Origin of the sequence: Streptomyces sp. SID10853 (assembly GCF_010548145.1) — a bacterium.
Taxonomy (GTDB): domain Bacteria; phylum Actinomycetota; class Actinomycetes; order Streptomycetales; family Streptomycetaceae; genus Streptomyces.
Genome location: NZ_JAAGLN010000089.1, coordinates 1 through 25,348 on the forward strand (window position 1 = coordinate 1; position 25,348 = coordinate 25,348).

Genomic DNA, 25,348 nt, shown 5'->3' on the forward strand with positions numbered 1-25,348 from the left:
CACGGCCCGCCCGGCCGGGCCGAGCCCCGCTGCCGTCGCACCGGGGCTGGGGCGGATGCTCGGGTCGGTGCGGGCCACCGCCGCTGCGAACCGGACCGTCGCGGCCAGCGGGATCAGGCACCACAGCAGCCGCAGCCCGGAGCCCGTCCGCTGTCCCGGGTGCCCCACCGCGTGACCGAGCACCCCGAGCAGCAGGAGTCCGGCCCCGGCCGAGGCCGCTGTGACCAGCAGCCTCCGCAGCAGGACGAAGGGGCCGGAACCGCGGGCTAGACGGAGAGCGAGCACGCGGCGCGCCCCTTGTCGCCGACCGTATCCGGGCCGGTGGGTGAAGAGATGCGGCGGCCGTCCCTGAGCAGGACCGTACGGTCGGCGCAGGCGGCGACGTCCGGGTCATGGGTGGCGAGCACCACGGTGATCCCGTGCGAGCGGGCCGCTGCGAGGAGGGTGCGCAGCAGCTGGATGCCTTCCGCGCCGTGCAGGGCGGCGGTGGGCTCGTCGGCGAAGAGCACCGTGGGGGCGGCGGCCAGCGCACGGGCGACGGCCACCCGCTGGCGCTGGGCCTGCAACAGGGTGTGCGGGCGCTTCCCGGCGTACGCCCCCAGGTCGAGCCGCTCAAGCCACTGGAGGGCCGTGTGCTTGGCCTCGCGGTGCGAGGCACCGTCCAGCAGCAGGGGCAGGGCCGTGTTCTCACGGACCGTCAGTTCGGGTACGAGCAGGGGCTCAGGGTCGATCCAGCTGAACCGGGACAGCCGCAGCCGCTCGCGGGCCACCCGGCCGAGGGTGTGCACGGGGCTGCTGTTGAACCACACCTCGCCCTGCTGCGGCACGAGCTGGCCCGACAGACAGCGCAGCAGTGTGGTCTTGCCGCTGCCGCGCGGGCCGAGTACGGCGAGGATCTCCGCTTCGCGCACGCCGAGCGAGACACCGGTGAGCGCGGGTGAGCCGCTGTGGGAGTAGTGCGCGGAGCGCGCCCAGAGCACGTCGTTGTCCGGTGGGGCCACCATGGGGAGCACACCTCGGTTCGGGTCCGATGGGTCACTGGGCACCGTAGGGACTCAGGGCCGGGGTGGGCGGACAGCACGCGGCCCGGCCGCACCCGTATCCACTCGTACGGGTGCGGCCGGGCCGGGACGGCGGGCGGCGGGGGCGCGATCAGATCTTCGCCCATGCCTCCGTGAGGACCACGCGCAGGATCGACTCGATCTCGTCGAACGTCGACTGGTCGGAGATCAGCGGCGGCGCGAGCTGGACGACCGGGTCGCCGCGGTCGTCGGCCCGGCAGTAGAGACCGGCCTCGAACAGGCCCTTGGAGACCGCGTTGTAGAGGATGCGCTCGGTCTCGTCCTCGTTGAAGGTCTCCTTGGTCGCCTTGTCCTTGACCAGCTCGATGCCGTAGAAGAAGCCGTTGCCGCGGACGTCGCCGACGATCGGCAGGTCGCTGAGCTTCTGCAGTGTCGAGTAGAAGGCGCCCTCGTTGTCGAGGACGTGCTGGTTGAGGCCCTCGCGCTCGAAGATGTCGAGGTTGGCGATGCCGACGGCGGCCGAGACCGGGTGGCCGCCGAAGGTGTAGCCGTGCAGGAAGGTGTTGCCGTCGCGGTAGAACGGCTCGGCCAGCCGGTCGGAGATGATGCAGGCGCCTATCGGGGAGTAGCCCGACGTCATGCCCTTGGCGCAGGTGATCATGTCCGGCACGTAGTCGAACTTGTCGCACGCGAACATCGTGCCGAGGCGGCCGAAGGCGCAGATGACCTCGTCCGAGACGAGCAGCACGTTGTACTTGTCGCAGATCTCGCGCACGCGCTGGAAGTATCCGGGCGGCGGCGGGAAGCAGCCGCCGGCGTTCTGCACCGGCTCAAGGAAGACGGCGGCGACCGTCTCGGGGCCCTCGAAGAGGATCTCCTGCTCGATCTGGTCGGCGGCCCAGCGGCCGTAGGCCACCGGGTCGTCGCCGTGGATCGGGGCGCGGTAGATGTTGGTGTTGGGGACCTTGTGCGCGCCGGGGACCAGCGGCTCGAAGGGGGCCTTGAGCGCGGGCAGCCCGGTGATGGACAGGGCGCCCGCCGGGGTGCCGTGGTAGGCCACCGCGCGGGAGATGACCTTGTACTTCTGGTGGTTGCCGGTGAGCTTGTGGTACTGCTTCGCCAGCTTCCAGGCGGTCTCGACGGCCTCGCCGCCGCCCGTGGTGAAGAAGACCTTGTTGAGGTCGCCCGGCGCGTAGTTCGCGAGGCGCTCGGCCAGCTCGACGGCCTTCGGGTGGGCGTACGACCAGATCGGGAAGAAGGCCAGCTCCTGGGCCTGCTTGTAGGCGGTCTCCGCCAGCTCGTGGCGGCCGTGGCCCGCGTTGACCACGAACAGGCCGGAGAGGCCGTCCAGGTAGCGCTTGCCCTTGTCGTCGTAGATGTAGGTGCCCTCGCCACGCACGATGGTGGGAACGGGCGCGTTCTCGTACGACGACATGTCCGTGAAGTGCATCCACAGGTGGTCGTACGCGGTCTGGCTCAGGTCCTTGCTCATGACTATCGGGTGCCCCACTGGTAGGTCTGTTTTTTCAGCTTGAGGTAGACGAAGCTCTCGGTCGCCCGCACACCAGGCAGCGCGCGGATCCGCTTGTTGATGAGGTCGAGCAGGTGGTCGTCGTCCTCGCAGACGACCTCCACCATGAGGTCGAAGGAGCCCGCGGTCATCACCACGTAGTCGACCTCGTTCATGGTGGCCAGTGCGTCGGCCACCGGATCGAGGTCGCCCTCGACCGTGATGCCGACCATCGCCTGGCGCCGGAACCCCACGGTCAGCGGGTCGGTGACGGCCACGATCTGCATGACGCCCTGGTCCTGGAGTTTCTGTACTCGCTGGCGGACGGCCGCCTCGGAGAGGCCGACGGCCTTCCCGATCGCGGCGTACGGCCGCCTGCCGTCCTGCTGGAGCTGTTCGATGATCGCCAGGGAGACGGCGTCGATCGGGGGGTTGCCGTTCCCGTTTCTGGAATCTGCGCTGCGACTGGCCACGCCCACACTGTGCATGAGGTCTCGCCCGTCATGCAAGCCCAGAGCGATGTAATTCGTTGCCGAAAGCCATTTTGGGAACTGAATCCGAAGTTCCGGGTGGCTGGGTATGTCGAAAGCGTCACCCTTGCGATTAGGGTGGTGTCTCACCCATCGGGACATCCACCGGACATCGACCGGGCACCATCCGTCGGGATATATCCATCGGGCATCGGAGAGGGAGAGAACACTGTGACCACCGAGCTGCGCCGGCTGCGTAACTACATCAACGGGGAGTTCCGGGACGCCGCGGACGGCCGGACCATCGACGTGGTCAACCCGGCCACCGGCGAGGCGTACGCGACCTCCCCGCTGTCCGGGCAGGCCGACGTCGACGCCGCCATGGAGGCGGCGGCCGCGGCGTTCCCCGCGTGGCGCGACGCCACGCCGTCCGAGCGCCAGCGGGTGCTGCTGAAGATCGCCGACGCCTTCGAGGAGCGGGCCGAGGACCTGATCGCGGCCGAGAGCGAGAACACCGGCAAGCCGGTCGGGCTGACCCGCACCGAGGAAATCCCGCCGATGGTGGACCAGATCCGCTTCTTCGCGGGCGCCGCACGGATGCTCGAAGGCCGCTCGGCCGGCGAGTACATGGAGGGTCTGACCTCCATCGTCCGGCGTGAGCCGGTCGGTGTCTGCGCCCAGGTCGCGCCGTGGAACTACCCGATGATGATGGGCGTGTGGAAGTTCGCACCGGCCCTCGCGGCGGGCAACACCGTCGTCCTGAAGCCCTCCGACACCACACCCGCCTCCACGGTCCTGATGGCCGAGATCATCGGGGCGATCGCGCCCAAGGGCGTCTTCAACGTCGTCTGCGGCGACCGGGACACCGGCCGCACGATGGTCGAGCACAAGATCCCCGCGATGGCCTCCATCACCGGGTCGGTACGGGCCGGGGTGCAGGTCGCCGAGTCCGCGGCCAAGGACGTCAAGCGGGTCCATCTGGAGCTCGGCGGCAAGGCGCCGGTCGTCGTCTTCGAGGACGCCGACATCGCGAAGGCCGTCGAGGACATCTCCGTCGCGGGGTACTTCAACGCCGGGCAGGACTGTACGGCGGCCACCCGGGTGCTGGTCCACGCCTCGGTCCACGACGAGTTCGTCACCGCGCTCGCCAAGGCGGCCGCCGACACGAAGACCGGACAGCCGGACGACGAGGACGTGCTGTACGGCCCGCTCAACAACGCCAACCAGCTGGCCCAGGTCAGCGGCTTCATCGACCGGCTGCCCGCACACGCCAAGGTCGAGGCCGGCGGCCACCGGGTGGGCGACCGGGGGTACTTCTACGCCCCGACCGTCGTGTCCGGCCTGAAGCAGGACGACGAGATCATCCAGCACGAGGTCTTCGGCCCCGTCATCACCGTCCAGTCGTTCCAGGACGAGGCGGAGGCCCTCGCGAACGCCAACGGTGTGGAGTACGCGCTGGCCTCGTCGGTGTGGACCAAGGACCACGCCCGCGCCATGCGGATGTCCAAGAGCCTCGACTTCGGCTGTGTGTGGATCAACACCCACATCCCGCTCGTCGCCGAGATGCCGCACGGCGGATTCAAGAAGTCCGGCTACGGCAAGGACCTCTCGGCCTACGGCTTCGACGACTACACCCGGATCAAGCACGTGATGACCTCGCTGGACGGCTGAACACCCCGGCGCCCGCCGCCTGTTCAGTCACTTGTCCGCCGCCCCCGTACGGTCGTCCGTGCGGGGGCGGCGCGCGTCCTGGTGCGCCGCGGGCGCCGGGCCCCGACAAGGTGTCGTGGCCGGGGCCGGTGCTCCGTACGCAGCGTCCATTGCCCGCCGCCGCTGGTGGAGGTGAAGGTGGGCGCATGGCAGATCTTGGTGTTTCCCGGCGTTCCCTCCTCCGTGGTTCCGGCGCGGTGGGCGCGCTGGCCGCGCTCACCGGATGCGGGGTCCCCGCGGCGTATGTGAAGCCGGGGGAGCGGGCCGGACGCGACAGATCCGCGCAGGACCGGAGCCTGGTCTTCGCCAACTGGCCGCTCTACATCGACACCGACGACCACAACCCGTCGAAGCGGCCCACCCTCGACACCTTCGAGAAGCGGTCCGGGATCACGGTCAAGTACACCGAGGAGATCAACGACAACGACGAGTTCTTCGGGAAGATCAGCCCGGCGCTGATGAACCACCAGGAGACCGGCCGGGACCTGATCGTCATCAGCGACTGGATGGCAGCCCGGTTCGTCCGGCTCGGCTGGGTCGAGGAGATGGACCGGGCCAGGCAGCCGAACGTCGCCCGGTACCTCGACCCGCAGCTCCGCTCGCCCGCCTTCGACAAGGGACGCAAGCAGAGCGTGCCCTGGCAGTCCGGGATCACCGGCATCGCGTACAACCGGCGCAAGGTCGGCCACGAGATCAAGCACCTGAGCGACCTCTGGGCTCCCGACCTGCGCGGTAAGGTCACCCTGCTCTCCGGTCTCGACGAGGCGTTCGCCTTGCTCATGCAGGGCAACGGCGCCGACATCACCCGCTGGACCGCCAAGGACTTCGACACCATGTGCGACCAGGTCGAGAAGCTCGTACGGACGAAGCAGATCCGGCGCTTCACCGGCAACGACTACATCAAGGACCTGTCCACCGGCGATGTCCTCGCCTGCCAGGCGTACTCCGGCGATGTGATCCAGCTCCAGGCCGACAGCCCGGACATCGAGTTCGTGGTGCCCGAGGAGGGCGGCGAGCTGTGGGCGGAGTCGATGATGATCCCCAACCTCGCCCGCCACAAGACCAATGCCGAGAAACTGATCGACTACTACTACGAGCCGGCGGTGGCGGCGAAGCTGGCGGCCTGGGTCAACTACGTGTGCCCGGTGCCCGCCGCACGGGAGGTGCTGGCCTCTTCGAAGGACAAGGAGCTGGCGGACCTCGCCGATGACCCGCTGATCTTCCCCGACGACACGATGCGCAAGCGTCTCGCGATCGCACGGGACATCACATCGGCCGAGCGGGTCGAGTACGCGAAGCGCTGGAACCGGATCGTGGGACTGTAGGCGGGGCCGCGGCCGGTTGCCGGCCGGCGGGCTTGACCGCACTGACGGGGGCCACCCACAATGCGTGCATGACCCTGTACTCGCTGACCACCGTCGCCCCGCGGATGGCGGAGCCTCGCGGCGAGTGCGCTCCGCGGTCCACCACCTGTCTGTGCCGCCGCGGCCGTATCGGCTCGCCGCCCGGACGGGACGGCGTTCACTCGCGCTGAGCGATCGTCAACCACTCGGCCGCTTACCGGAGTAAGCCGGGACGGAAACGTCGGTGTTGTCTCTCTCCGGCCTCTCACGATCAGTGGACGACCCACCTTGCCCCGCACCTGCCCGGCAGGCACTCGGCGCGGACGAGCACGACGCACCTCATCACTCGCCGCCCTACCGCACCGCCAGAAGCCTCGGCCGTTGTCGCGGGCCCCGCCGTCCTCCGGATACCGGGGACCGCTCACCGGAGCCCACGGCGGTTCGCTCTCCCGCAAGGAGGAACCGTATGACCACCACCGCCACCCCACCTGTCCTGCGTGAGGCACGCATCCCGCAGGACGGCCTGTACGAGGGTGACCGCGTCCTGGAACGGTTGCCGGCCGACGTGACGCCGCGCCCGTACACCCTCTTCGACGTCGTCCCGCAGGCCCGCACGATCGGTGCCGAGATCCACGGAGCGGACCTCTCACGGCCGCTGGAGCCCGCGCTGCGCGAAGAGCTGAACCGTGCCCTGCTGGAGTGGAAGGTGCTCTTCTTCCGGGGCCAGAACCTCACGTCGGCCGCCCAGCGCGATTTCGCACGCAACTGGGGTGAGCTGGAGGTCAACCCGTTGCTGGCCACGGGAGACAGCGACGACGTCGTGCGCTTCGACAAGGCGGCGGGCGCACCGAGAACGTTCGAGAACGTATGGCACACGGATGTCACCTTCCGCGAACGCCCGGCTCTCGGTGCCGTCCTGCAACTGCGCGAGGTGCCCCCGCTGGGGGGAGACACCATGTGGGCCGACATGGCTGCCGCGTACGACAACCTGCCGCAGGAGGTGAAGGACCGCGTCGACGGGGCGAGCGCCGTGCACGACTTCATCCCCGGCTTCGCACGCTTCTACCGGCCCGAGCAGCTCGCCCCGCACCAGGAAGCGTTCCCGCCGGTCGAGCACCCGGTCGTGCGCACGCACCCGGAGTCGGGGCGGCGGATGCTGTTCGTCAACACCTCATTCACGACCCGGATCGTCGGCGTCGACAGGGCGGAGAGCGACCGGCTGCTGCGATTCCTGTTCCAGCAGGCGCACGTACCCGAGTACCAGGTGCGTTTCCGCTGGCAGCCGGGCGACATAGCCTTCTGGGACAACCGGGCGACCCAGCACTACGCCGTGAACGACTACGCCCCGCACCGGCGGGTCGCCGAGCGGGTCGCCATCGCGGGGGACCGCCCGTTCTGAGCTGACGGTGGCTGCCGGGGGCGGGCGCGGCACGGCGCCCGCCCCCCCGGGGTGGTCGGCCACCTCCGGGGGTGCAACGACCCGGTGACATGCCCCGGTTCGTCACCGCAGGCTCCGGGTCAGGAGGACAGCGGCGCCATCTTGTCGACTATGCCCGGATTCTTGGCGATCCACTTCTCCACGGCCTTCTCCTCGTGGCCGGTGCCCTCGTCCTGGATGGTCGCCTCCAGGTCCGCGAGTTGCTTGTCCGACATATGCATGTTCTTGAGCCAGCCGTAGAACTCGGGGAACTTCTTCGGGAACGACTTGTGGCCGAGTGAGCGGATCTGGTTCACATCGCCCCACAGCTTCTTCGGGTCCTTGAGCTTGGTCAACTTGTACTTGCTGTAGGCCCAGTGCGGCGACCACAGCACGACCGCCACCGGTTCGTGCTTCTTCAACGCCCTCTGCAGTTCCAGGATCATGCTGGGGGAGCTGCCGTCGGTGACCTTGTACTCCTTGTCGAGCCCGTATCCGGGGAGCACCTTGCTCTTGAGCATGTTCATCTGACCGGTCCCGGGCTCGATGCCGATGATCCTGCCGCCGAACTCCTTCGACCTTCCCTTGAGGTCTGCCATCGTGTGGATGCCCTTGACGTAACTGGGCACCGTCACTTCCAACGTGGTCTTGTCGTACCACGGGCCGATGTCGACCAGGTCGTTCTTGTACTTGTCCCAGTACTGCTTCTGAGCGTTCGGAAGCCAGGCGTCGAACTCCACATCGACCTGGCCGCCGGCCATCGCGGTGAACATCGACCCGACGTCGTACTGGTGGATGCTGGGCTTGTAGCCGCGCCGTTCCAGGATGTTCTTCCACAGGTACGTCATGGCCACGTCCTCGTCCCAGGGGAAGAAGCCGATGTCGGGAGCCGCACCGGCGTCCTTCCCCAGGTCCTTCTCCTTCACCCCTGGGTGGCCGTCGTCCGAGCCGGAGAACTGCAGCCCGCCGGCGACGAGCGCGAGGACCAGCACACCGATGCCGGCGAATGTCGTGCTGGGCCTCCACCGCAGGGCGTTGCCCGACCTGAGGGAGGCCGCCTTCGCCAGCGCACGGCGGCCGAGAGGCGAGACGCGCTGGTTGAGCGCACCGGTCATGCGGTCGAGGTACATGGCGAGGATCACCACCGCGAGGCCCGCCTCGAAGCCGAGGCCGATGTCCACCGAGCTGATCGCCTGGAAGACGACGGTGCCCAGACCGTCGGCGCCGACCATGCCCGCGATGACCACCATGGACAGGGCGAGCATGATGATCTGGTTGATGCCGGCCATGATGGTCGGCAGGGCCAGCGGCAGCTGTACGCGCAGCAGAATGGAGCGCGGGTTGGCCCCGAACGCTTCCGCGGCCTCCACCAGTTCCTCGTCCACCTGCCGGATACCGAGTTCGGTCATCCGTACACCCGGCGGCATCGCGAAGATGACCGTGGCGACGATGCCGGGCACCACGCCCACCCCGAAGAAGGTGATACCGGGAACCAGGTAGACGAAGGCCGGCATCGTCTGCATGAAGTCGAGAACCGGCCGCAGGGCCGCACTCACCGACTTGTTACGGGCCGCCCAGATACCGAGGGGGACAGCTATCACCATGGTGATGGTGACCGCCACGATGAGAAGCGACAGCGTCTGCATCGCCTGTTCCCACAACTCGATCGAGTCGACCAGGAAGAACGCCGCGAAAGTGAGCACGGCCGCCGCCGTGCCCCGCAGCCACCAGGCAATCAGCGCGAGGATCGCCGCCATCATCAGCGCGTCGGGGCCCGAGAGGACGAAGTACACGCCGTTGTACATGCCTTGGCCGACGGAGTGCAGGAAGTCGAAGAGCCAGGGCAGCCGGTCTTCCAGAAAGTTGACGGCGCTGTTGACGCCGGCCCCTATGGGGAGTCTGATCACAGCTCTCCGCCTTCGTCGCACCGGTGGCTGCCCGGACCGGTCGGTTCCAGCAGATACTGCGCTCCGACAGCGCCGGGCTCGCCTGAACTTCGCTCGGCCCTCCCGCCGGCGCCGTCCCTGCGTGGGTGTTCTGTTGTCAGGCTGGTCACGTGTACCTTTCGCGTTGACCTGAGGCCTGGCGAAAGAGACATAGCGCCGCCGGGCCCCTTGGTGGTGTGCGACGTATGGGCGCGCGGCACATGGCCATGGCAGCGCCCCAGTCGGGCGGATGTGCGTCTTGGCAGCGGGTCTCGACATGCTGCCGTGCCATCCGCGCGGCTGCCCGGAGGGCGTCCGCGCCCGGACAAGGTGTTTCGGGCTGCGGCTACCCAGCGCCCAGGAAGGTAAACGGCGGATTTCAGGTGCGCTCGGTGACCAGGAAGCGCACCAGCGCCGCCCCCAGCCGCTCAGCCGGACCGAGCGGATACGCCCGGCCGGGGCCGGGCGTACCTCACGACGGGCGGCCGGGGCCCGGCGTACCTCACGACGGGCGGCCGCCGGTCTCCGCGTCGGATCAGCGCCCGGGGCGCGTCCGGCGGCGCACCCTGCCGAGGGCGTCCAGGCGGTTCGTGGTGATCGAGTCCACGCCGATGCCGATCAGCCGGCGCATCGAGCGCTTGGTGTCCGGGGTCCACGCGGAGACCAGCAGGCCGTCCCGGTGGACGCGGGCGCAGAGCTCCGGACTCAGCAGCCCGAAGCGGTAGTTGAGCCAGCGGGGCTTCACCGCGTCGAGCAGGGCGGGGCGCGGGGGTGTGAGCGTCGTCCAGGTCATGGCGATCTCGGCGGCCGGGTCGGCCTCGCGCACGGCGAGCATCGTGGTCGGCCCCGCGCAGTAGTACGTACGGTCGCCCGCGCCGCACTCATGGACCACGCCGACCACCGCGCGCACCGCTTCCCGGGTGGCGCCCGGCAGATCGACCATGACGCGGTGGCCGCCGACCGCCATCAGCGCTTCCCGGAGCGTCGGCACCCCTGCGTTCGTCAGCCCGCGCAGTTCGTCGGCCGTGACCCGCTCCAGCGGCCGGTCGTGGCCCCACAGGCGCTCCAGGGTCGCGTCGTGCAGCAGTACGGGCACACCGTCCCGGGTCAGCCGGACGTCGATCTCCACCGCGTCGGCGCCCCGTTCCAGCGCGGAGCGCACGGAGGGCAGGGTGTTCTCACGGAAGAGGTAGGGATCGCCGCGATGGCCCACGGCTGTGACGGTACGCATGGGGCCATCCTTGCCGACCGCCGCGCCGGTCGGCTACCGGGCGAGCCACTGGGCGGTGTACGCGTCGATCTCGGCCGTCAGCTTCGCCTTGCCCGGTGCGTCGAGGAAGGACGCCGTCACCGCGTTCTTCGCCAGCTCGGCGGTGCCCTTCTCGTCCAGCCCCAGCAGCCGGGCCGCGACCAGGTACTCGTTGTTGAGGTCGGTGCCGAACATCGGCGGGTCGTCGCTGTTGATGGTCACCGGCACACCGGCGTCCACCATCTCCTTCAGCGGGTGCTCCTCCAGGGTGCGGACGGCCCGGGTCGCGATGTTGGAGGTCGGGCAGACCTCCAGCGCGATGCCCTGTTCCGCGAGATGGCCGAGGAGCTTCGGGTCCCGGACCGAGCTGGTGCCGTGGCCGATCCGCTCGGCGCCCAGGTGGTGCAGCGCGTCCCAGATGGTCTCCGGGCCCGTCGTCTCACCGGCGTGCGGCACCGAGTGCAGTCCGGCCGCGCGGGCCCGGTCGAAGTAGGGCTTGAACTGCGGGCGGTCCACGCCGATCTCGGGGCCGCCGAGCCCGAAGGAGACCAGACCCTCGGGGCGCAGGTCGAGCGCGAGCCGGGTCGTCTCGGCCGCCGATTCGAGTCCGGCCTCGCCGGGGATGTCGAAGCACCAGCGCAGTACGGTGCCCAGCTCGGCCTCGGCCGCCTTGCGGGCGTCCTCGATCGCCTCCATGAAGCCCTCTTCGGGGATGCCCCTGCGGGTGGAGGAGAAGGGCGTGATGGTGAGCTCCGCGTACCGGATGTTCTGGCGGGCCATGTCGCGTGCGACCTCGAAGGTCAGCAGGCGTACGTCCTCGGGGGTGCGGATCAGGTCCACCACGGAGAGGTACACCTGGATGAAGTGCCCGAAGTCCGTGAAGGTGAAGTAGTCGGCGAGCGCCTCGGGGTCCGTCGGGACGGCCGAGTCCGGGTGGTGCGCGGCGAGTTCGGCCACGATGCGCGGCGATGCGGACCCGACATGGTGCACATGCAGTTCCGCCTTGGGCAGCCCCGCGACAAACGGGTGCAGGTCGGTCATCGGGTCCTCCGGGTACGGCGAGTTCTGCTGGTCGGAGAACATCGTATGCGGGGGCCTGAGCCTCGCACACAGGCTCTAGCATGACGAGCTGAGGATGGGGGAGGCCCAATGTCAGACAACGCACCACGCCCTTCGGGGGACCCCGAGCCGCCGAGGGATTCCGAGCCGTCGAAGGACCCCTGGGCGCCGCCCGAGCGCAAGGTACCGCTGGACAAGCAGCCGGACCTGCCGCGGACGCCGGGCAGCCCCGTGCACGACCAGCAGACGGTCACCGCCCTGCCGGCCACGGACCCCGCCCAGGGCGCCGCGCCCGCCCCGGCGGCTCCCGGACAGCAGACACCGGCCGCTCCGCACATCCCGGGTCAGGGCGCGGGTCACCAGGGCCCCGGTCAGCAGGGTTCCGTGCCCCCCGGGTTCGCGCCTCCCGGGTTCGCGCCCCCCGGCTATCCGCCCCCGGGGTCCGTACCGCCCCCGCCGGTCGGGCCGAACGGTCCGGGGCTCAGCACTCCGGTGCCCGGCGCCCCCGGTCCGTACGGCTACCCGTCCTATCCGGGCGCGGCCCCCGGCCCGCAGGGGCCCGCCGCCTACGGGTACCCCGGGTACCCGGGGTACGGCGGCCAGGGCGGCTGGAACACCATGCAGCCGGGCCCCGCCAACGGCTTCGGCGTGGCCGCGCTCGTACTCGGCATCCTCAGCGTGGTCATCTTCTGCGCCTGGGGCCTGGGCATCGTCCTGGGGACGCTCGCCCTGATCTTCGGCATCCTCGGCCGCAAACGCGCGAGCCGCGGCCAGGCGAACAACGGGGGGATGGCGCTCGCCGGGATCATCCTGGGGCCCATCGGCATCGTCGTCAGCGCCGCTTTCCTCAGCGTGGTGATCTGGGGCATCTCGCACTCCGAGCACTCCACCCCCGACTACGGCAGCGACGGCAGCACCTACCCGAGCTCGCTGACCGTGGGAGCCGGCCGCTGAGCCACGAACAACTGACATCTTCTGCCCGGGCGGCCCCACTGGCGCCCGGGCAGCGCCGTATCGGCACTCGTCCGGCGCCCGTACCGGACCCCCGCGGGCAGCCGCCCATGCACGGGACTCCGGCAGCCGCCACGGACACTCCGTCGTGGATTTTCCGGCCCACGCGACACATGGTCGACCGATTCCGTTGCGTAACCAAAAGGAAACAACGGAATCACTTGTTGATGAACTATCGCTCTGCCAGGATCGGCACTCAATTCGAGCTTGAGCTACGGAGAGAGCACGATGGTCAACAGCTTCCAGGTGCAGGACCGCTTCGCGGCCGGCGCACAGTACATCGGCGGGCAGCTGCGCCCCGGTATCTCAGGGCGGACCCAGGACGTCGTGAACCCCGCCACCGGTGAGGTGGTCCTCAGCTACGACCTCGCCGGCACCGCCGATGTCGACGCCGCCGTCGCGGCGGCCCGCGCGGCCTTCCCCGGCTGGTCGGGGGCCACCCCGGGGGAGCGCTCCGACGCGCTGAACCGCTTCGCGGCCGTGCTCGCCGAGCGCGCCGAGGAGTTCGCGTACGCGGAGTCCCTCCAGTGCGGCAAGCCGATCAAGCTGAGCCGCGAGTTCGATGTGCCGGGCACCGTCGACAACGCCGCCTTCTTCGCGGGCGCCGCCCGCCGGCTCCAGGGCCAGTCGGCCGGTGAGTACAGCGGCGACCACACCTCGTACGTCCGCCGTGAGGCCATCGGCGTGGTCGGCTCCATCGCGCCCTGGAACTACCCGCTCCAGATGGCCGCCTGGAAGGTGCTCCCGGCCATCGCGGCGGGCAACACCATCGTGCTGAAGCCCGCCGAGATCACCCCGCTCACCTCGCTGATGTTCGCGCAGGCCGCGACCGAGGCGGGCATCCCCGACGGGGTCGTCAACATCGTCAACGGCCTCGGACAGGTGGCGGGCGAGCATCTGGTGGGCCACCCGGACGTCGTCATGACCTCGTTCACCGGCTCGACCCCGGTCGGCAAGCGCGTCGCGGAGATCGCCACCGCGACCGTCAAGCGGATCCACCTCGAACTCGGCGGCAAGGCACCCTTCCTGGTCTTCGACGACGCCGACCTGGAAGCCGCCGTGCACGGCGCGGTCGCCGGTTCGCTCATCAACACCGGCCAGGACTGCACCGCCGCCACCCGGGCCTATGTCCAGCGCCCGCTGTACGACGCCTTCGTGCAGGGCGTCGCCGGACTGATGGACACCCTCCGCATCGGCGACCCCTTCGACGAGTCGACCGACATCGGCCCACTGATCAGCTACGCCCAGCGCGACCGGGTGGCGGCCTTCGTGGACCGCGCCAGGGACACCGCCCGTGTGGTCACCGGCGGGGCCGCCCCCGAGAACGACGGCGCCTACTACCTCCCGACGCTGATCGCCGACGCGGCCCAGGACAGCGAGATCGTCCAGGCCGAGATCTTCGGCCCGGTCCTGGTCGTGCTGCCCTTCGACTCCGACGACGAAGGCATCGCCCTCGCCAACGACACCCCCTACGGGCTGGCCTCGTCGGCCTGGACCCGCGACGTCTTCCGGGCGAACCGGGCGACCCGGGAGATCCAGGCCGGCTGTGTCTGGGTCAACGACCACATTCCGATCATCAGCGAGATGCCGCACGGCGGTTACAAGGCAAGCGGCTTCGGCAAGGACATGTCGGCGTACTCGTTCGAGGAGTACACCCAGGTCAAGCACGTCATGTACGACAACACCGCGGTGGCCCGCAAGGACTGGCACCGCACGATCTTCGGGGACCGATAAAGAAAGGGCACCGAGCCCATGGAGCACTTCGAGCCCGACCGTCTCTCCCCGGCCCAGCTGGCCGCCGCGCACCGCAGTCTGGCCCGTGGCAGGGGAGCCCTCACCCGGCGGTCGCTGCTGCGCGCCACCGGCGCCGGCGCTCTGACGCTCGGCGGCCTCGCCGCCCTCACCGGCTGCGGAATCCCCGCGGCCAAACGCGACGGCGGGGCCCCGGCCTCCACCGACCACTCGGCCGCGGAGAAGGTGATCGACTTCTCCAACTGGACCGAGTACGTGGACGTCAGCGACGACGGGAAGCACCGGCCCACCCTGGAGGCGTTCACCAAGCGCACCGGGATCAAGGTCAAGTACACCGAGGACATCAACGACAACGTCGAGTTCTTCGGCAAGATCAAGCCGCAGCTCGCGGCCGGCCAGGACACCGGACGTGACCTCATCATCCTGACCGACTGGCTGGCCGCCCGGCTGATCCGGTTCGGCTGGGTGGAGCGGCTCGACGCGTCACTGCTCCCGCACGCGTACGCCAACCTCTCCGATCAGTTCCGCACCCCCGACTGGGACCCGGGCCGCGCCTACTCGTACCCCTGGGCCGGTGTCCCCACCGTCATCGCCTACAACACGAAGGCGACCGGCGGCCGCAAGGTCGACTCCGTCACCCAGCTTCTCGACGACCCCAAGCTCAAGGGGCGGGTGGGGTTCCTGTCGGAGATGCGGGACTCCGTCGGGATGACGCTGCTCGACATGGGCAAGGACCCCGCGAAGGTCACCCGGGCCGACTTCGACGCCGCGATCGGCCGCCTCCAGAAGGGCGTCGACAGCAAGCAGATACGCCGCTTCACCGGCAACGACTACATCAGCGACCTGGACAAGGGCGACATCGCCGCCTGCGTCGCCTGGGGCGGCGACATCACCCAGCTCCAGAACGACAACCCGCACGTCAAGTACGCGATCCCGGCCGCCGGTTACATGACGTCCAGCGACAACATGATGATCCCGGCCAAGGCCCGCCACCCCTCCAACGCCGAGCGGCTGATGGACTACTACTACGAGCCCGCCGTGGCCGCGAAGCTCACCGCGTACACCAACTACCTCTCCCCGGTGGACGGCATCCGCACCGAGCTCGCGAAGATCGACCCCAAGCTGGCGGCCAACCAGCTGATCCTCCCCGACAAGTCGATGGCCGCCAGGTCGCACTCGTTCCGCTCGCTCTCCAGCAAGGAAGAGACGGCGTACGAGGCGGCGTTCGCCCGGCTCATCGGGGCCTGACCCCACCGCGCGGCCGTTCCCGCTCCCAGCCCCTCCCCGTTCTCCCCTCAGCTCTCCCTCTGTTTCCACGACTTCCCACGAACCCCCGGGACCGTACCCATGACACAGACGAATGAAGGCGGCGACGTCCGTCTCGCCGGGATCAGCAAGACCTACGGGTCCTTCACCGCGGTGCACCCGCTGGACCTCACCGTCCCGCAGGGCTCCTTCTTCGCGCTCCTCGGCGCCTCCGGCTGCGGGAAGACCACCACCCTGCGGATGATCGCCGGCCTGGAGGACCCGACGACCGGCACCGTCCGGCTCGGCGACCGTGACGTCACCGACCTGCCCCCGTACAAACGCCCCGTCAACACGGTCTTCCAGTCGTACGCGCTCTTCCCGCACCTCGACGTGACCGAGAACATCGCCTTCGGGCTGCGCAGGCGCGGCATCAAGTCCGTCAAGAAGCAGGTCGGCGACATGCTCGACCTCGTCCAGCTCGGCGACTTCGCGCACCGCAAACCGCACCAGCTCTCCGGCGGCCAGCAGCAGCGCGTCGCCGTCGCCAGGGCGCTCATCAACCACCCGCAGGTCCTGCTGCTCGACGAGCCGCTCGGCGCCCTCGACCTCAAACTGCGCCGCCAGATGCAGCTGGAGCTCAAGCGCATCCAGACCGAGGTCGGCATCACCTTCGTCCATGTCACCCACGACCAGGAGGAGGCCATGACCATGGCCGACACGGTCGCGGTGATGAACGGCGGCCGGGTCGAGCAACTGGGCGCCCCCGCGGAGCTGTACGAGAACCCGGACACCACCTTCGTCGCGAACTTCCTCGGCACGTCGAACCTCATCGAGGCCGAGGTCGTCGAGGCGGGAGCCGACCTCACCGTCCTGGCCTCGGGCGCCAAGCTCCGGCTGCCCGCCGACCGGTGTACGGCCGCCACCAGCACCGGTGGCAAGCTGCTCGTCGGGGTGCGGCCCGAGAAGATCGCCCTGGTGCACGCGGACGACGCGGCGGAGATAGCCGAGGGACGCAACCGCGTCACCGGCCGCATAGCCGACTCCAGCTTCATCGGGGTCTCCACGCAGTACGTCATCGACAGCCCGGTCTGCCCCGGCCTCGAGGTCTACGTACAGAACGTCGAGCGCGACTCCCGGCTGGCCCCGGGCGCCGATGTGGTCCTGCACTGGAACCCCGGGCACTCGTTCGGCCTCGACGCCGGCCAGGCGGTCGACGCGGGCAAGGCGGACGCGAGCGCCGAGGAGGCCGCGTGAGCGTCACCGAGGCCCCGCCCGCCCAGGCACCCGCCGCAGAGCCCGGCGTACTGCGCAAGTCCCCGGTCCGCAAGCGGCTCGTACCGTACTGGCTGCTGCTGCCCGGCATCATCTGGCTGCTGGTCTTCTTCGCCCTGCCGATGATCTACCAGGCGTCGACGTCCGTGCAGACCGGTTCGCTGGAGGACGGCTTCCAGGTCACCTGGCACTTCCAGACGTACTGGGACGCGCTGCACGAGTACTACCCGCAGTTCATCCGCTCCCTGCTGTACGCGGGCACGGCGACGGTCCTGTGTCTGCTGCTCGGCTACCCGCTCTCGTACCTCATCGCCTTCAAGGCGGGCCGCTGGCGCAATCTGGTGCTGATCCTGGTCATCGCGCCGTTCTTCACCAGCTTCCTGATCCGCACCCTCGCCTGGAAGACGATCCTCGCCGACGGCGGCCCGGTCGTCGGGGCCCTGAACACCCTGCACATTCTCGATGTGACCAGCTGGCTCGGCTGGACCGACGGCAGCCGGGTGCTCGCCACCCCGATGGCGGTGGTCTGCGGACTCACCTACAACTTCCTGCCGTTCATGATCCTGCCGCTCTACACCTCACTGGAGCGGATCGACGGACGGCTGCACGAAGCGGCGGGCGACCTCTACGCCACCCCCGCCACCACCTTCCGCAAGGTGACCTTCCCGCTCTCCATGCCGGGTGTCGTCTCCGGCACGCTGCTCACCTTCATCCCTGCGGCCGGTGACTACGTCAACTCCGAACTGCTCGGCTCCACCGACACCAAGATGGTCGGCAGCGTCATCCAGTCGCAGTTCCTGCGGGTGCTCGACTATCCGACGGCGGCCGCGCTCTCCTTCATCCTCATGGCGATCGTGCTGATCATGGTCACCGTCTACATCCGCCGAGCCGGCACGGAGGACCTGGTCTGATGCTGAGGAATTCCACGCGCCGGCTCCGCCGCCACCTCGTGACCATCGCGGGCCTGCTCACACTCGCCTATCTGATCCTGCCCAACGTCGTCGTGATGGTCTTCTCCTTCAACAAGCCCAACGGACGCTTCAACATCAGCTGGCAGCGGTTCTCGCTGGACGCCTGGAAGGACCCCTGCGGCGTCGCCGACATGTGCGGCTCGCTGAACCTCTCCCTGGAGATCGCCGTCTGGGCGACCATCGGCTCCACCGTGCTCGGCACGATGATCGCCTTCGCGCTGGTCCGCTACCGGTTCCGGGCGCGCGGCGCGATCAACTCGCTGATCTTCCTGCCGATGGCGATGCCCGAGGTCGTGATGGCCGCCTCGCTGCTCACCCTGTTCCTCAACATGGGCGCGCAGCTGGGCTTCTGGACGATCCTCATCGCGCACATCATGTTCTGTCTGAGCTTCGTCGTCACCGCGGTGAAGGCCCGGGTGATGTCCATGGACCCCCGGCTCGAAGAAGCCGCGCGGGATCTCTACGCGAGCCCGGTGCAGACCTTCCTGCGGGTCACGCTGCCGATCGCGTCGCCCGGGATCGCGGCGGGCGCACTGCTCGCCTTCGCGCTCTCCTTCGACGACTTCATCATCACCAACTTCAACGCGGGGTCCACCGTGACCTTCCCCATGTACGTCTGGGGATCGGCGCAGCGCGGTACCCCTGTACAGATCAACGTCATCGGCACGGCGATGTTCGTCATCGCGGTGCTGGTGGTACTGGGCGGCCAGCTCATCAGCAACCGCCGGAAGAACAGCACACCGCACTGAGCAGCACAGCACAGCGCACCGAGCAGTCCCCGAAGGAGTGGAACCCATGGCCCCAGCTGCCATGACCCGTGCCCTTGCCGCATCGCTCGCCGACGCCGAACCGGTGTCGTTCTGGCTGGAGGACCCCGGCAAGCCCGCCGCCCTGCCCGCCCTGACCCGGGACGTCAGCTGTGATCTGCTCGTCGTCGGCGGCGGTTACAGCGGACTGTGGACCGCGCTGCTCGCCAAGGAGCGCGACCCGGGCCTCGACGTCGTCCTCATCGAGGGCCATGAGGTGGGCTGGGCCGCTTCGGGACGCAACGGCGGCTTCTGCGCGGCCTCGCTGACCCACGGCCTCGCCAACGGGCTCGAACGCTGGCCGGGCGAGATCAGGCAGCTGGAGCAGCTGGGTGCGCGCAACCTCGACGCCATCGAGGACACCGTCGCCAGGTACGGGATCGACTGCGAATTCGAGCGCACCGGCGAGATCGATGTCGCCACCCGCCCGCACCAGGCCGAAGAGCTGCGCGACTGGCACCGGGAGACCACCGAACTCGGCTTCGAAGGGCTGGAGTTCCTCGACGAGGACGCCCTGCGGGCCGAGGTGGACTCACCCACCTTCCTCGCCGGACTCTGGGACCGGCGCGGGGTCGCGATGCTGCACCCGGCCAAGCTGGCCTGGGGACTCAAGCGGGCCTGTCTGGACCTCGGGGTGCGGATGTACGAGCGCACCCGCGGCCTCGGCCTGGCGCGCTCGGGTGCGGGAATGGCGGTCCGCACCCCGTACGGCCGGGTCTTCGCCCGGCAGGTGTCCCTGGGCACCAACATCTTCCCCTCGCTGGTCAAGCGGGTGCGCCCGTACACCGTCCCGGTCTACGACTACGCGCTGATGACCGAGCCGCTCTCCGGTGAGCAGCTGGCGTCGATCGGCTGGCGGGGCCGTCAGGGGCTCGGCGACAGCGCCAACCAGTTCCACTACTTCCGGCTGACCGCCGACCACCGCATCCTGTGGGGCGGCTACGACGCGATCTATCCGTACGGCGGCAGGCTGAGCGCCGGACTCGACCAGCGCCCTGCCACCTTTCTGACCCTCGCCGAGCACTTCTTCACCTGCTTCCCGCAGCTGGCAGGGGTCCGCTTCAGCCACGCCTGGGGCGGTGCGATCGACACCTGCTCGCGGTTCTCGGCCTTCTTCGGTACGGCGCACGGCGGCCGGGTCGCCTATGCGGCGGGCTTCACCGGACTCGGCGTCGGGGCCACCCGCTTCGGCGGTGAGGTGATGCTCGACCTCCTCTCGGGCGCCGAGACGGAGCGCACCCGCCTGGAGATGGTGCGGAGCAAACCGCTGCCGTTCCCGCCCGAGCCGTTCGCCTGGGCGGGCATCGGGCTGACCAAGTGGTCGCTGGCGAGGGCCGACGAGAACGGCGGCCGGCGCAACCTCTGGCTGAAGTCGATGGACCGGCTGGGGCTCGGCTTCGACTCCTGAGCCGGGCAGCCGTACGCATCGGTGGGGACTGTGACCCAGTTCACTGTCATTGAGTGTCCGAACCCGCGTCATGAAGTGCTCCGCCCCCGCTCTCTCCCGTGCACGCAGGAACCGCGCGTACACGAATGGAGGCCGGGGCGATGGCTGACCCGGGGGCAAGGACCGCAGTGGAGTGGCTGGCTTCGGTGGCACCGGATCCCGGCGCGTGCCGGCGGGCATGGGAGCGCGACCCGCACGGGGTGGTGCTCCTGCCCGCCGGGGTGCGCTGGGATGTGCTGATGGTGCCGGCGGAGCTGGGCTACCCGACGCTGGACGTGCTGTCCCGGCTCATCGACCGGCCGGGGCCGGTGCTGGCGGACTTCGGTGAGGCCAGGATGGGCTTCTTCGTGCCGCCGGGAACGGCCGCGCGCTGGATCGGCACGGGCGTACGGGGTGCGGGCCGCGGCACCTGGATCGTGGTGCCGCGGCCGGGCCGGGCGGTCGGCGGGGTGCGCTGGCTGGTCCCGCCGGATGCGGAGGGGACCCTCACGGACCCGGCGCTGCTGGAGCTGGCGATGCACGAGGCCGCCGCGCTCCGGGCGGGCGACATTGGTGACGGACTGGTCTGAACCACCGCCGGGGATGTGTGAAGCCTTGACAGCCCAATTGGTCTGGACCATGTTGGGCGCGCTTCACTCCCGCAATCCCCCCATGTCCGGAGGCAGTTGTGAAACGCCCAAGACTCCTGGCCCTGCTCGCCACGACCGCACTCGCCGCGAGCGCGCTCCTCGCCACCGCGCAGACAGCCACCGCTCAGACGGCCACCGCGCAGAGGGCCACCGCGCAGACGGCCACCGCCCGGGCCGCCACCGCTCGGACAGCCGCTGCCGGGACAGGCGGCGCGCGGACCGGCCGGACCGCCCCGTCCGAAGCGGGCGCGGCCCTCCCCGCGCACGCCCTGGTCGGCTATCTGCACTCCAGCTTCGCGAACGGCTCCGGCTACACGAAACTGGCCGACGTCCCCGACTCCTGGGACGTGATCGACCTGGCCTTCGGTGAGCCGACCTCCCCCACGTCCGGCGACATCCGCTTCGACCTCTGCCCCGCCAGTGAGTGTCCCGGTGTCGAATCGGCCGACGCGTTCAAGGCCGGGATCAAGGCCAAGCAGGCGGCGGGCAAGAAGGTACTGATCTCCATCGGCGGCGAGAACGGCCAGGTGCAGCTCACCACCACGGCCGCCCGCGACACCTTCGTCGCCTCCGTCTCGAAGATCATCGACGAGTACGGACTCGACGGCCTGGACATCGACTTCGAGGGCCACTCGCTCTCCCTGGACACCGGCGACACGGACTTCCAGCACCCCACCACCCCGGTCGTCGTCAATCTGATCTCCGCGCTGAAGACCCTCAAGGCCAAGTACGGCGACGCGTTCGTCCTGACGATGGCGCCCGAGACCTTCTTCGTGCAGCTCGGGTACCAGTTCTACGGATCGGGCCCGTTCGGCGGCCAGGACCCGCGCGCCGGTGCCTATCTGCCGGTGATCAACGCCCTGCGCGACGACCTGACGCTGCTGCACGTCCAGGACTACAACTCGGGCCCGATCATGGGCCTCGACAACCAGTACCACTCCATGGGCGGCGCCGACTTCCACATCGCCATGACCGACATGCTGCTCACCGGCTTCCCGGTCGCGGGCGACACCACGAAGATGTTCGCCCCGCTCCGCCCCGACCAGGTGGCCATCGGCCTGCCGGCCTCGGTGAACGCGGGCAACGGTTTCACCTCGACCGCCGACGTGGACGCGGCGCTGAACTGCCTGACCAGGAAGACCGACTGCGGCTCCTACGCCACCCACGGCACCTGGCCCGGCCTGCGCGGGCTGATGGCCTGGTCGGTCAACTGGGACCTGTTCAGCAATCAGGAGTTCGCGAAGAACTTCGACGCATACAGCTGGCAGTGACCAGCAGCAGCGCCGTGCACAACAGCCAGGCGGCCAGCACGTCGAGAGGCCAGTGGTAGCCGTGCAGGAGAAGACCGGTGCCCGTCGCCACCGTCAGGATTACGGCGACGGGCACCGGCCAGTTCCGCCGGACGTACGGCATGAGGAGCAGCGCGGCCCCGCCGTACGCCACCATCGCGGTGGCCGAGTGCCCCGAGGGGAAGTATCCGGTGGACGGGTCGAGCGGCCCCGGCCGCGCCGTCCAGAGCTTCAGCGGCACCACCAGGGCCGGCACCGCGGCCATCGCCAGGGCGGCGGCCAGGACGTCCCGCCGGCTGCCGCGCCACAGGGCGTACACCATCGCCACCAGCAGGACCGGCAGGGCGACCTCGGTGTTGCCCAGGTCGGAGAGCGCGCCGCTCAGCCGTCCAGGGCCGGTGCCCACGATGTGGCGGTCGACGCGCACATCGAGCCGCAGCAGCGGTCCGTGGACCATGACCTGCCAGGTGATCAGCGCGAAAAGAAGAACGCAGCCGAGGGCGGACGGCAGCACGCGCCGCAGCTGGGGGAGAGAAGCCGGCCGCCCGGGAACAGGGGGGGTAGTTCCGGGGCGGCCGCCTGGACCGGGCTGCCGCGCGCCCCGGGGGGTGTGGGGCGGGCGGCCATCCGATCGGTGAGGAGATCCGGAGCCCGAAGGTCCGGTGGTGTGCGCGAAGGCACGACCAGGCGCGAGCTGGGGAGGCCCTTGCCTGGGGTCGCTCACAGTCATCCGTGAGCGGGGTGTTTCTCTCATCTGTCAGAACCGTACGGCAGCGGATAGGGGGCCGACAGCGGGAATCGCATCCCGCCATCGGCCCCCCACACGTTCTTCACATGCCCCGACCGTTACTGGAGGTCACACGCCCGCGAAAGCCTGCTCCAGCAGGTCCAGGCCCTCGTTCAGCAGGTCCTCGCCGATGACCAGCGGGGGCAGGAAGCGCAGCACATTGCCGTAGGTGCCACAGGTCAGGACCAGCAGCCCCACCGCGTGGCAAGCCTTGGCCAGAGCCGCGGTCGCCTCCGGGTTGGGGTCCTTGCCGCCCGGCTTGACCAGCTCGACCGCGATCATGGCGCCCCGGCCCCGGACGTCGCCGACGATGTCGTACTTCTCCTGGATGGCCGTCAGCCGTGCCTTCATGATCTCCTCGATGCGCCGGGCCTTCGCGTTGAGGTCCAGCTCCTTCATCGTCTCGATCGAGCCGAGTGCGCCGGCGCAGGCCACCGGGTTGCCGCCGTACGTACCGCCGAGGCCGCCGGAGTGCGCGGCGTCCATGATCTCGGCGCGGCCGGTCACCGCGGAGAGCGGCAGCCCGCCCGCGATGCCCTTGGCGGTGGTGATCAGGTCGGGCACGATGCCCTCGTCCTCGCACGCGAACCACTGGCCGGTACGGCAGAAACCGGACTGGATCTCGTCGGCGACGAAGACGATGCCGTTGTCCTTCGCGAACTGCGCGACGGCGGGCAGGAAGCCCTTGGCCGGCTCGATGAAGCCGCCCTCGCCGAGGACCGGCTCGATGATGATCGCGGCGACGTTGTCCGCGCCGATCTGCTTGTTGATCATGTCGATGGCCTGGGCGGACGCCTCGGCACCCGCGTTCTCCGGGCCGCTGGGCCAGCGGTAGCCGTACGCCACGGGCACCCGGTAGACCTCGGGCGCGAACGGGCCGAAGCCGTTCTTGTACGGCATGTTCTTCGACGTCAGCGCCATCGTGAGGTTGGTGCGGCCGTGGTAGCCGTGGTCGAAGACCACGACGGCCTGGCGCTTGGTGTAGGCGCGGGCGATCTTCACGGCGTTCTCGACGGCCTCGGCGCCGGAGTTGAAGAGCGCGGACTTCTTGGCGTGGTCGCCCGGGGTCAGCTCGGCGAGCGCCTCACAGACCTCGACGTACCCCTCGTACGGGGTCACCATGAAACAGCTGTGGGTGAACTCGGCGAGCTGCGCGGACGCCCGCCGTACGACGGCCTCGGCGGAGGCGCCCACGGAGGTCACGGCGATGCCGGAACCGAAGTCGATGAGCCGGTTGCCGTCGACGTCCTCGATGATGCCGCCGCCCGCACGGGTCGTGAAGACCGGCAGCACGGAGCCGACACCGGCGGCGACCGTCGCATTGCGACGGGCCTGCAGCTCCTGCGACTTAGGGCCGGGAATGGCGGTGACGACGCGGCGCTCCTGCGGAACAGCGGTCATGGGGGACTCCTGTGGGACGAAATCGGACGCTTCCTCTCACAGCAGGCTAGGGGCGCGTCCGGAACGTGGGCATGCTCCGTTCGGTAGTGGTCCGGGTGTGTCGTTGTCCGCGACGGACATAGGAGGGTGATGACACCCGGTAGCGGGCACGTGGCACTAGATTGAGCGCGAGATCGAGGCGCGGCACCGAGGCGCATCGCACAGGGCAGACCTGGCTGGTCAGGGGGCAGGGGTCATGAACACCGAAGGCACGCACGACGCACGCGGCACCCGGGGGGCCGGTCCCGTGCCGCGCCCGGCAGGACCCCCGGCCGTCCCGCCCCCGCCCAGCTACGCGCCCACGACCGGGCCGGTACTCACCGACTGGCTGGCGGCCCCGCGCCACCGGGCCGGGCCCGGCGTCTGGGCGTACGGCCATGTGGAGCGCCCCCCGGAGTCCGAGCACGTGCCAGGCCGCACCGTGCTCAGCGGAGCGGTCATCTCGCTGCTGGCCTGCGTCCTGGTCTGGTCGCTCTGGAACAACGGCTACATCCCCTACTGGCGCGTCCCGCTGGAGCTCTTCACACCGGGGGACTGGTGGAGCCGCCAGCGGATGGGCGAACCGGCGCCGCAGGGCGCGGAGAACGCCCTGGAGGTCTACCGCTTCCTGATCGCGTGCGCGCTGCTCTACGGCTTCGGCCGGCTCGGGAACTGGCGCGGCGCCTTCGAGCACGCGGTCGACGGCCGCGGTCCGCGCGCCCGTGCGACGGCCGCCGCCGCTCTCGCCCTCCTCGTCTGGATCTTCGTCTGGACGGACACCCTGCCGGGGCTCGGCATGGTCTTCATGCTGATCCCGCAGTCCTGGCTGACCGGCGGCGGCGACCGCGTCGCGGCCGCGGCCGTCGCCTACACCGTGTACGCGCTGATCACGCTCGCTGTGGTCTGGCCGTTCGCCCGGCTGGGCCGCTGGCGCACCCTGCTGCGCCCTGGGCAACTGCCGCAGCAGCGCGCCCCGCAGGAGCGGCCGCACGCACCCGCCCAGGCCGGGGCG

At 69.7% G+C, this 25,348-nt stretch carries 19 protein-coding genes and 3 pseudogenes; 13 read left to right on the top strand and 9 right to left on the bottom strand.

The genetic code is table 11. The annotated features are described in order from the left end of the window. The 4 genes and pseudogenes from G3I19_RS18460 to G3I19_RS18475 all read right to left on the bottom strand — a co-directional run. Positions 1-285, bottom strand: a pseudogene (locus tag G3I19_RS18460) (hypothetical protein); the annotation flags it as partial. Beyond that, positions 267-1,004, bottom strand: coding sequence for an ATP-binding cassette domain-containing protein (locus G3I19_RS18465; protein WP_164264738.1), 738 nt, complete (start codon positions 1,002-1,004; stop codon positions 267-269). The gene G3I19_RS18465 and the pseudogene G3I19_RS18460, both read right to left, overlap by 19 nt. Positions 1,005-1,152: 148 nt before the next feature. Further along, on the bottom strand, positions 1,153-2,514 hold the full coding sequence (locus tag G3I19_RS18470; RefSeq protein WP_203599744.1) for an aspartate aminotransferase family protein: 1,362 nt from the start codon (positions 2,512-2,514) through the stop codon (positions 1,153-1,155). Between the two features lie 2 nt (positions 2,515-2,516). Next, positions 2,517-3,020: an Lrp/AsnC family transcriptional regulator gene (locus tag G3I19_RS18475; RefSeq protein WP_164264740.1), complete on the bottom strand. Its 504-nt coding sequence runs from the start codon at positions 3,018-3,020 to the stop codon at positions 2,517-2,519. A gap of 213 nt (positions 3,021-3,233) precedes the next feature. Between G3I19_RS18475 and G3I19_RS18480 the strand changes: the two genes are divergently transcribed. The 3 genes from G3I19_RS18480 to G3I19_RS18490 all read left to right on the top strand — a co-directional run bounded on the left by G3I19_RS18480 (position 3,234) and on the right by G3I19_RS18490 (position 7,454). After that, positions 3,234-4,673 carry a gamma-aminobutyraldehyde dehydrogenase gene (locus G3I19_RS18480; protein WP_164264741.1) on the top strand — a complete coding sequence of 480 codons (1,440 nt, stop codon included), beginning with the start codon at positions 3,234-3,236 and terminating at the stop codon, positions 4,671-4,673. A 185-nt stretch (positions 4,674-4,858) separates the two neighbouring features. Continuing rightward, positions 4,859-6,037, top strand: coding sequence for an extracellular solute-binding protein (locus G3I19_RS18485; RefSeq protein ID WP_164264742.1), 1,179 nt, complete (start codon positions 4,859-4,861; stop codon positions 6,035-6,037). Positions 6,038-6,521: 484 nt separating this feature from the next. After that, positions 6,522-7,454 carry a TauD/TfdA family dioxygenase gene (locus tag G3I19_RS18490; protein WP_164264743.1) on the top strand — a complete coding sequence of 311 codons (933 nt, stop codon included), beginning with the start codon at positions 6,522-6,524 and terminating at the stop codon, positions 7,452-7,454. Positions 7,455-7,573: 119 nt separating this feature from the next. On the opposite strand, the gene G3I19_RS18495 is transcribed toward G3I19_RS18490, so the two are convergent. The 3 genes from G3I19_RS18495 to G3I19_RS18505 form a co-directional block, all read right to left on the bottom strand. Then, entirely contained in the window at positions 7,574-9,379 is a 1,806-nt protein-coding gene (locus tag G3I19_RS18495; protein WP_164264744.1) for an ABC transporter permease/substrate binding protein, read from the bottom strand. Between the two features lie 553 nt (positions 9,380-9,932). Then, positions 9,933-10,628: a glycerophosphodiester phosphodiesterase gene (locus tag G3I19_RS18500; protein ID WP_164264745.1), complete on the bottom strand. Its 696-nt coding sequence runs from the start codon at positions 10,626-10,628 to the stop codon at positions 9,933-9,935. 33 nt (positions 10,629-10,661) lie between these two features. Beyond that, on the bottom strand, positions 10,662-11,687 hold the full coding sequence (locus tag G3I19_RS18505) for an adenosine deaminase (protein WP_164264746.1): 1,026 nt from the start codon (positions 11,685-11,687) through the stop codon (positions 10,662-10,664). Positions 11,688-11,795: 108 nt separating this feature from the next. Here G3I19_RS18505 and G3I19_RS18510 point away from each other — a divergent pair, with 108 nt between their 5' ends. The 9 genes and pseudogenes from G3I19_RS18510 to G3I19_RS18550 all read left to right on the top strand — a co-directional run. Next, positions 11,796-12,659 carry a DUF4190 domain-containing protein gene (locus G3I19_RS18510; protein ID WP_164264747.1) on the top strand — a complete coding sequence of 288 codons (864 nt, stop codon included), beginning with the start codon at positions 11,796-11,798 and terminating at the stop codon, positions 12,657-12,659. 285 nt (positions 12,660-12,944) lie between these two features. Further along, the gene (locus G3I19_RS18515; protein WP_164264756.1) at positions 12,945-14,450 is read left to right on the top strand and encodes a gamma-aminobutyraldehyde dehydrogenase; all 1,506 of its coding nucleotides are present in this window, start codon (positions 12,945-12,947) and stop codon (positions 14,448-14,450) included. A gap of 18 nt (positions 14,451-14,468) precedes the next feature. Next, positions 14,469-15,716: a spermidine/putrescine ABC transporter substrate-binding protein gene (locus G3I19_RS18520; protein WP_164264748.1), complete on the top strand. Its 1,248-nt coding sequence runs from the start codon at positions 14,469-14,471 to the stop codon at positions 15,714-15,716. Positions 15,717-15,815: 99 nt separating this feature from the next. Next, entirely contained in the window at positions 15,816-16,970 is a 1,155-nt protein-coding gene (locus G3I19_RS18525) for an ABC transporter ATP-binding protein (protein ID WP_164264749.1), read from the top strand. Then, on the top strand, positions 16,967-17,899 hold the full coding sequence (locus tag G3I19_RS18530; protein WP_164264750.1) for an ABC transporter permease: 933 nt from the start codon (positions 16,967-16,969) through the stop codon (positions 17,897-17,899). Before G3I19_RS18525 ends, G3I19_RS18530 begins: the two co-directional genes overlap by 4 nt. Then, the gene (locus G3I19_RS18535) at positions 17,899-18,708 is read left to right on the top strand and encodes an ABC transporter permease (RefSeq protein WP_164264751.1); all 810 of its coding nucleotides are present in this window, start codon (positions 17,899-17,901) and stop codon (positions 18,706-18,708) included. The genes G3I19_RS18530 and G3I19_RS18535 overlap by 1 nt, the downstream gene beginning before the upstream one ends. A 46-nt stretch (positions 18,709-18,754) precedes the next feature. Then, on the top strand, positions 18,755-20,173 hold the full coding sequence (locus tag G3I19_RS18540) for an FAD-dependent oxidoreductase (RefSeq protein ID WP_164264752.1): 1,419 nt from the start codon (positions 18,755-18,757) through the stop codon (positions 20,171-20,173). Positions 20,174-20,313: 140 nt separating this feature from the next. Further along, positions 20,314-20,781 carry a hypothetical protein gene (locus G3I19_RS18545; protein WP_164264753.1) on the top strand — a complete coding sequence of 156 codons (468 nt, stop codon included), beginning with the start codon at positions 20,314-20,316 and terminating at the stop codon, positions 20,779-20,781. A gap of 314 nt (positions 20,782-21,095) precedes the next feature. Further along, positions 21,096-22,112 (top strand): annotated as a pseudogene (locus tag G3I19_RS18550) (chitinase); the annotation flags it as partial. Here the strand turns inward: G3I19_RS18550 and G3I19_RS18555 are convergent. Then, entirely contained in the window at positions 22,063-22,644 is a 582-nt protein-coding gene (locus tag G3I19_RS18555; protein ID WP_343235136.1) for a phosphatase PAP2 family protein, read from the bottom strand. The pseudogene G3I19_RS18550 and the gene G3I19_RS18555 overlap by 50 nt on opposite strands. 342 nt (positions 22,645-22,986) lie before the next feature. Further along, positions 22,987-24,318, bottom strand: coding sequence for a 4-aminobutyrate--2-oxoglutarate transaminase (gabT, locus tag G3I19_RS18560; RefSeq protein ID WP_164264755.1), 1,332 nt, complete (start codon positions 24,316-24,318; stop codon positions 22,987-22,989). 235 nt (positions 24,319-24,553) lie between these two features. Here gabT and G3I19_RS18565 point away from each other — a divergent pair. Then, positions 24,554-25,348, top strand: a pseudogene (locus G3I19_RS18565) (ATP/GTP-binding protein); the annotation flags it as partial.